Source organism: Puniceibacterium sediminis (assembly GCF_900188035.1).
Classification (GTDB): domain Bacteria; phylum Pseudomonadota; class Alphaproteobacteria; order Rhodobacterales; family Rhodobacteraceae; genus Puniceibacterium; species Puniceibacterium sediminis.
This window is the reverse complement of record NZ_FZNN01000034.1, coordinates 21,092-28,077: the sequence shown is the minus strand read 5'-3', so window position 1 is coordinate 28,077 and position 6,986 is coordinate 21,092. Positions and strand designations below refer to the sequence as shown.

Sequence of the window (6,986 nt, the reverse complement as noted above, 5' to 3'; positions counted from 1 at the left end):
CTTGCATTGGGTAGCTCCTTTCCTAGCAGTGATAGACAACTGCAGTATGGCGCATTGCGACGCCGGGTGGAGCAGGAGCTATCCACCCCATCCGCAATGATGGGCTGCACTGCGGCAAGTTGAGCTAGCAACGAATGGCGGCTGTGGGCCGGTCACGTCCAGAAGGACGACCATGGTTCGCAAGTTTGCAGGGTCCGTTTCCTGCGCTTTCCTGCCGCGGTCACCAGACACGGCGCGGGTCCGGAGTCAGCCCATTGCAGCCATTCGACTACACAAAGCGATGCTGCGGCGCGGCTCGTCAGAGCAGCCATTCGTGCATCTTGCAGCACTATGTATGCAAAATCGTCGGTGTGTGGGACAAACCTGCCATCCGAGGCTCCGATCAATTCTTGTCATTCTTGGACCATGAAATTGAGGAATTTTTCCGTCCCTGAAGCGCCACCTGGAGCGTTGCGGCTTATCTTCCCAGGGCACGTGTTCGGTGTCGCGCTTGCACGCGCACGGGACAAGGAAGGCCTCAAAGCCTCCATATCATTCGTCCCGGACGGCTTGCGCTTTGGTATCCCCAGTGATCGATAAGAAATGCATGCGAACGCGATCACCCCCGAAAAGGGCAAGCCTTACTGATCTGCAGGGATCGGCGGCGGCTGGTTCGCCGCGCCCGGTATCGCACTGCAGCCGGGGTCGCCGCCGAAGCAGCCGTACTTTTCGCCCTGCAATGAACCCGTATAGTTGACACCCGCACCGGGCGCTTCTTCGGGCAGGACATCGACCGTCAGAACAAAACCCGCCTTCTTTTCGAACATTACCACGAAATCGGAACCGCCGAAGGCGAAATTAGCGAACTCCTGGCCCTTTAACGCCTGTGCGTTTTCGATCACCCATTGACGTTTCTGGATGCCAGAGACTTGCGCCATGCCCATGGGCGAGATCACCACCACCCCATGCGGTTCCCCGGTGTCGATGCCGATTACCATCCTTGTCTGGCCAAACTGCCAGTCGGCGGTGTCGCGCGGGTCGTAAAACGACACTTCGCCCTCGCCAATGGCTTGCGACCAACCCGATTTCATCCGCACTGCGGATTGCAGATGCTTGAGGTAAACTATCTTGCCCGCCACGGGTACGTGCAACCGATGATAGTTGTTAACGTTCAGAAACTGGTGGGTCCAAGTGCCGCCGTCGAACAAAGTGGGATCGATCGATCCGAAGCTTTCGATCACTGTCTCACCCTCGCCGCCCAAGATGAAATCATGAACGTCGCTGTAAAGCTGGCCCTTGATGACCCGACCCGACTGGGCAACCCCGTCATAAGTGGTCACGAGCTTGCCGTCTTCACTGATCGGCCAACGGCCAGCCGAGGTCGAATCGCCGATCGCTACAACGGTTCTGGGGTCGTCATAGCCTTGTACCGGGCGCGAGCCGTTGGGGAAGGTTGCAGCGCAAAACTCACGCGTGAAGAAGGCCTGAAAGGTGTCGTAGCCGCCCTCGGGCGGACAATACCAAGGGCTGGTGCCAGGATCGCTAGCCGAGGTCCAGGTGGCGTAATTCGGATCGCTGGTAAAATCCGGAACATTGATCGCCGAAGCGGGCGTTTCCAGGTAATTGCCCCACTCCACCGCGATATCGCGCATCCATTCGCCGAACTTATCGTTGGCGAACTGGATCTGCCCGCGCGGATCGGTCGTCAGCTGCCGATCGACCAGGAAATAGCTGTAGGCCAGAATGTCGAGGATGTTCCAATTGCAATAGTTTTTGCCGTCCATCGAAACCCGGGTCTGACCATTCAGCGTTCCAGTCATGATGTTCTGCGGGTTGTAGGTCACCAGCGCGTCGATGAAATGGTAGTAATCCTCCAGGCTCGCCACCGGATTGGTCATCGGGTCACCGTTGATCCGCTGGCCCAGAGCGATCGACTGCTCGAGCTGGTATTTCAATACCGTATCACTCACGACCAGTTCCATCAGCTTTTCGGTGGCTGGTTGACGCAGCGGCGCGGCGCAATCTTTGGCCAATCCGGCGCTTGCAATGCATGTCGCTCCCATGAGGGCAGCCGCGGCAGTGTTAATTAGTTTCATTGGAATCTCCCCGATCACTTAATCTCTAGTTGAAATCTACCGAAATTACGACCTTTAAAGGGTAGCACATCAGAGCTGCAAAACCAAAGCCAACCTCAATCACTGGCGATGAAACGTGCTGTGCGCCATACGCCGTTCACCGCGGGTTACTGTTCTTGGCGGGGCAGCGCGTATACGGTTGGACAAAGGTTTTTGACGACAGGTAGTGCTCGGAGCCGCCTTGCGGCAGTGCAGCTCGAGGTCATCCGCCCCAATCCCCATCGGTGATCACCGCAGTGGACCGCAGGCAGCCCAAACGCGACCTTCGTTCCTGGCGCAGCGCCCTCTCTGCTGCAGGAGCGAGATTCCGGTGCCAGTTCCCGAAAGCCGACGCTCGGCAAGGCGATGCTGCATACTTTGATGCTGCGGGGCGCACCGACGGCGACTATGCGCAGTAATCGGGCTTTGCAAAGCCGTGGTGACGGCGTCCAACCAACTGGCGGTAACGGGTAGCGACCGCATTGGCTCACAACATCTCTCGACTTTGCAGCACTTGGCGCCAAGCGCTGCCAGTAGGCCTGCGACTTAATCGGCGGAACCTTTAAGGTTTGATGCCGAGGGAACAAATAAATTCACTGTGGTGGCCTGCGATAGACCTCATTGAGGTTTGATGTCCAGTGCAGGCATTGGAGAGCAGCGGAACCTTTTACGCAACCAAATCGTTTGATCATATAGCAGGAGACTGTTTAGGAGCACATATTTAGGTGGTAATTCAATGATAGTAGGATACTTAATGATTAGCGTGTTAATTGGCATTGTCGCGGCGGGGTTCAGCCTAATGCTGGGCGCGAGTGTTTATGTTGCGCTGAGCATATATTTCTGGTCCGGGTGTGCGAGCATATTGCCGATCCTACTTTTTTCATTAATTCGCGATGCTCTTAGAGTTCGCGATCCTCTTAGAGGCAGTCCCCCTGCAATAGACCTGGTTAGCCGTTACGCAATCTGCGGCGGCCAGCGGGTCTTTGCAGAAGGTGGGGCGCTACCCAGACAGTCCCCCCGTAAGTGAGCAAACGCATGTTCGCCGTGTGGACATTTGCACGTCTGTAAAGGTGGGCTTCGAGCCCAAACCTACCTCACTTCGCCGCTTGTTTGCTGCGCGTGCATCCGGCAGGTGCCAGCCCTTTCACGACATTCATGCCAGGTTCAGCATCGAGCTGAGCGGTGGGCATGAGGGCGGGGGGACTAAGCCGCTCCGCGGCATTGACGCGCGTGGCTGATGTCGTAGCCCAGCCCTCATGGGGCTGCGCGTTTTGTGATCTCGGCGACCTGCCTGACGATTGGGGCCTTCTCAATCATCAGACAGGAGGCTCATCATGCTGCGCAGCCTGAAGATGCACGGAATGGCTCAAGCCGTGACCGACCTGATGGAACAGGCCGCACCAGCCTTTGACGCTGCGGTGCCGATGCTTGCCCAGTTGTTGAAGGCTGAGGTCGCAGAACGCGAGGTGCGCTCCATCGCCTACCACATGAAGGCCGCACGCTTCCCGGCCTACAAGGATCTCTCTGGCTTCGACTTTGCGGCCAGTGAGATCAACGAGGCCACAGTGAGACAGCTGCACCGCTGCGACTTCATGGATGGTGCCCAGAACGTCGTGCTGATCGGTGGCCCGGGCACCGGCAAAACACATGTCGCGACAGCCCTTGGCGTGCAGGCTATCGAGCATCACCGCCGCAAGGTTCGGTTCTTCTCGACCATCGAGCTCGTCAACACGCTCGAACAGGAGAAGGCCAAGGGGAAAGCCGGACAGCTTGCCGAAAGCCTCGTCCGACTTGATCTCGTGATCCTGGACGAACTTGGCTACCTGCCGTTCAGTGCGTCAGGCGGTGCGCTGCTCTTCCATCTGCTCAGCAAACTTTACGAACGCACCAGCGTCGTCATCACCACGAACCTGAGCTTCAGCGAATGGGCCACGGTCTTCGGTGATGCAAAGATGACCACCGCGCTGCTCGATCGTCTGACCCATCGGTGCCACATCCTGGAGACTGGAAACGACAGCTTCCGCTTCAAGGCCAGTTCGGCCGCCGCCGCGCGGAAAACCAAGGAGGAAACTCATGCCTTGACCAAAGCCTGACCCCCGAAACATAATCTAAAGGTGGGTCAGTTCTCGATGGAAACCCCGGGTCACTTCTGGGTGGAAATCAACACCGTCCAATCCACCGACAGCGCGTCATGCGTGGGCAGCGTTGCCAGCGGGGCGTTCAATGCGAAAAGTTCGATGAAATATTGGTGCTCCGGTTTTCTGGAGATGGAAAACCACGGCTTTGGCGAACACGGTGGGGTATAGCCTGTGGCATTGCCGTCCTTGTCGGACCCTTCGTCGCCGATGGAGTCGGGGTTGCTGCGCGGCAAAGAAACTGTGCCCGAAGGAATATTCCACAACAGCCAGTATTGGCTGGGCGGGTCGACGCCTTCGACGGTGCCCTTGGGATAGTGATACATGATCAGCGCCAGACTTTGGGTGCCGACTGGCACACCGGTCCACACCAACGGCGGCCAGCGCGCCTTGGCACGCGTCAGCTATCTGGAGAGCACGCGCGCCAAGGCGCGGCCAACTCCCAACCAAACTGTCCAATTTTACACCGGGAACTTGGCCGATTTTGCTCCGGGATTGACACTCAGTTCAGGGGCCAGCGTCCCAGATCGCAGCCAGAACCTTCAAAGAATCCACCTGTAGCGGACGCTTGTTGAAGATGAAGCGATGTTCTTCTTCGTGCAGAAGAAGTGGCGCCCAGGGGCGGAATCGAACCACCGACACGAGGATTTTCAATCCGTCCAGAATCAGGGAATTGCATTTGCGTAGCAACTACGAATATGCGACTTTTTGCAGTCCTGATCAGCAGGATTTTGGAGCCGCGCCGACGCTCGAAAGTCGCACAAGGCCGACTACTGTGCGCTTGGAGCTCAAGGCGGGTTTCGGCGAATTGAGATGGCTCCCTTCAAATTTCTTCCGCGATCTCCAGCCCTCTGAAGCGGGCCCGACCTGACGCAGCCGGATGAGTACTGCAGGACCGCGCTTGAAACGACTTCGCCAAAGCCGCCTGTTACATTCTTCGCACACTGCACTCGCGATCCATCTGTTCACCCCGGAATGTAGGGCTGTACCGGAGCTTCCTGGGCTTCCCACAGACCCTTGAACTCTTGCAAGCCGAGTGTCGCAAGCGTCTCGTGATTTGGACCTAGGATCTCATAGATCACCCCATCTGTTCCGCGATTGCTAAACCAAGCGATACAGTCCTCCTCGCCGCCACCTTCGGTGTGTGGCGCACCACCAGCCTGCTTTTCCACGAAGCTCGCGGTCGGTCGGATTTCCTTGAGAACGCCGCTTTCCGCATAGATGCGCAACTCGCCCTGAATGATGAATGTGCTGTAATCGGCGTGATGACGGTGCAGGACGATGCGCTGATTGGCTGCGAACTTTAGCAGCAGATCGACGATCTTGGCTTCGGGATCGACCTTCAAGACATGGTACCAGACATGGTCAATCCCTTCGAGAGAGTTCCACTTGATGTTGGACTGGTCGAATGATCCTCTGGCCGTATTTGCTGACGCCGCATGTGTTCCGATGGCGACTGATGCGGCAACCGTACCTATCCCGGCGAGCCCCTCGCGCCGAGTGAGTGTCGTCTTTTTCATGGTTTCCTCCCCTTAAGAATTGACAGTCCTTCCTTCATCGCACAACGCGTCTTCCGATTCTTGCCATTTGGTGCCATTCTCTGCCCAAGGGGGTCGTGGAATGAGAGGCTATACTCGAGCAAGCGCACTCGGACCGATAGCCGACTTTGTCGAGACGCGGGGCGGGTCGATTGAACGGATATTCCACCGCGCCGATTTGCCTTTGTCCCTGCTGGACAACCCAGATTTGCCGCTGCCTTTGAAAGACCAATTCGATGTCCTGAGCCAAGCAGGACGAGAGATCGGTGATCCATTTTTCGGCGCGGCGCTCGGACGACATGTCAGTATGGAAAAATTGAGTGCCTTTGGCGCATGGGTCTCCGGCGCACCGACACTGGGCGGAGCAATTGACCGATCCAGACGTGGTCTCAATCGCTATCTCCAGACACAGACCGATCTTCAGCTTCGCATATTCGGCCAGAAAGCGCGGTGGTCGATAGAGTTTCTCGACCCTGGTGCGGACGGGCGTTTTCAAAACGAGCTACTAGGCGTGAGCTATCTGATTGATGGCGTGCGGCATTTCGCTGGCTGCGGATGGTCACCAACTCTGATCAGATCAACATGTACAGGGCCTGCGCACGCAGCCGCCCTTGAACGAATATTCGAAGCGCCTGTCATGCACTGCGCGAAGGTCACAGCCGTCGAGTTTGACACAACACTTCTTTCGGCGACGGGGTGGCCGAAAACTGACCGGGTGACAGGATTGGAGCCAGTGATCCCCCCTGCTTCTGGGTATCGCGCAGAGGTCACAGCACTCTTGGCAATAGCCTTACTTGAAGGTCAGCCGAAGATTGACTGGGTTGCGTCCAAGCTTGATACTAACCGACGATCGCTTCAGCGTTCTCTCGACTCCGAAGGATGCAATTATAGCGTCTTGCTTGATGGTCTTCTGAAGGACCGCGCGATCCTTCTGCTACGTTCGACCGATCAGAATTTGACCGATATTGCGCTTCAATTGGGGTACAGCGATGGCGCACATTTTTCCCGGGCCTTTCGGCGCTGGACGGGAGCGGCACCCTCACAATATCGAACCGCCATGAAGATGTACTGATGAGAGCGCCACAGAAAGCGATAGGCAGAAGCTCCTAAAGCGTGTCGTTTCACGCGTGAACCGGCCGTCCGCTGCGCATGTTACCATCGGCTGGTTCAAGATTGGCGCGCCTTGGATGCTCCGCCCCATCGCAGCAGGGCCGCGTCGC

At 57.2% G+C, this 6,986-nt stretch carries 5 protein-coding genes; 2 read left to right on the top strand and 3 right to left on the bottom strand.

Translation table 11 applies throughout. The features are described 5' to 3' along the window. Positions 1-620: 620 nt before the first annotated feature. Positions 621-2,093 (bottom strand): phosphatidylserine decarboxylase, encoded by a 1,473-nt coding sequence (locus tag CHB75_RS20190; protein WP_141135159.1) that lies wholly within the window; start codon positions 2,091-2,093, stop codon positions 621-623. A gap of 1,334 nt (positions 2,094-3,427) precedes the next feature. Here CHB75_RS20190 and istB point away from each other — a divergent pair. Next, entirely contained in the window at positions 3,428-4,186 is a 759-nt protein-coding gene (gene istB, locus CHB75_RS20185; protein WP_089273849.1) for an IS21-like element helper ATPase IstB, read from the top strand. Positions 4,187-4,236: 50 nt separating this feature from the next. Here istB and CHB75_RS20180 read toward each other — a convergent pair whose 3' ends face one another. Both CHB75_RS20180 and CHB75_RS20170 read right to left on the bottom strand, forming a co-directional pair. After that, on the bottom strand, positions 4,237-4,602 hold the full coding sequence (locus CHB75_RS20180; protein WP_281253248.1) for a hypothetical protein: 366 nt from the start codon (positions 4,600-4,602) through the stop codon (positions 4,237-4,239). Positions 4,603-5,193: 591 nt separating this feature from the next. Then, positions 5,194-5,748, bottom strand: coding sequence for a regulator (locus tag CHB75_RS20170; RefSeq protein ID WP_089273843.1), 555 nt, complete (start codon positions 5,746-5,748; stop codon positions 5,194-5,196). A gap of 100 nt (positions 5,749-5,848) precedes the next feature. Here CHB75_RS20170 and CHB75_RS20165 point away from each other — a divergent pair, with 100 nt between their 5' ends. Continuing rightward, positions 5,849-6,838 (top strand): AraC family transcriptional regulator, encoded by a 990-nt coding sequence (locus tag CHB75_RS20165; RefSeq protein ID WP_089273841.1) that lies wholly within the window; start codon positions 5,849-5,851, stop codon positions 6,836-6,838. The last annotated feature ends 148 nt before the right edge of the window (positions 6,839-6,986 follow it).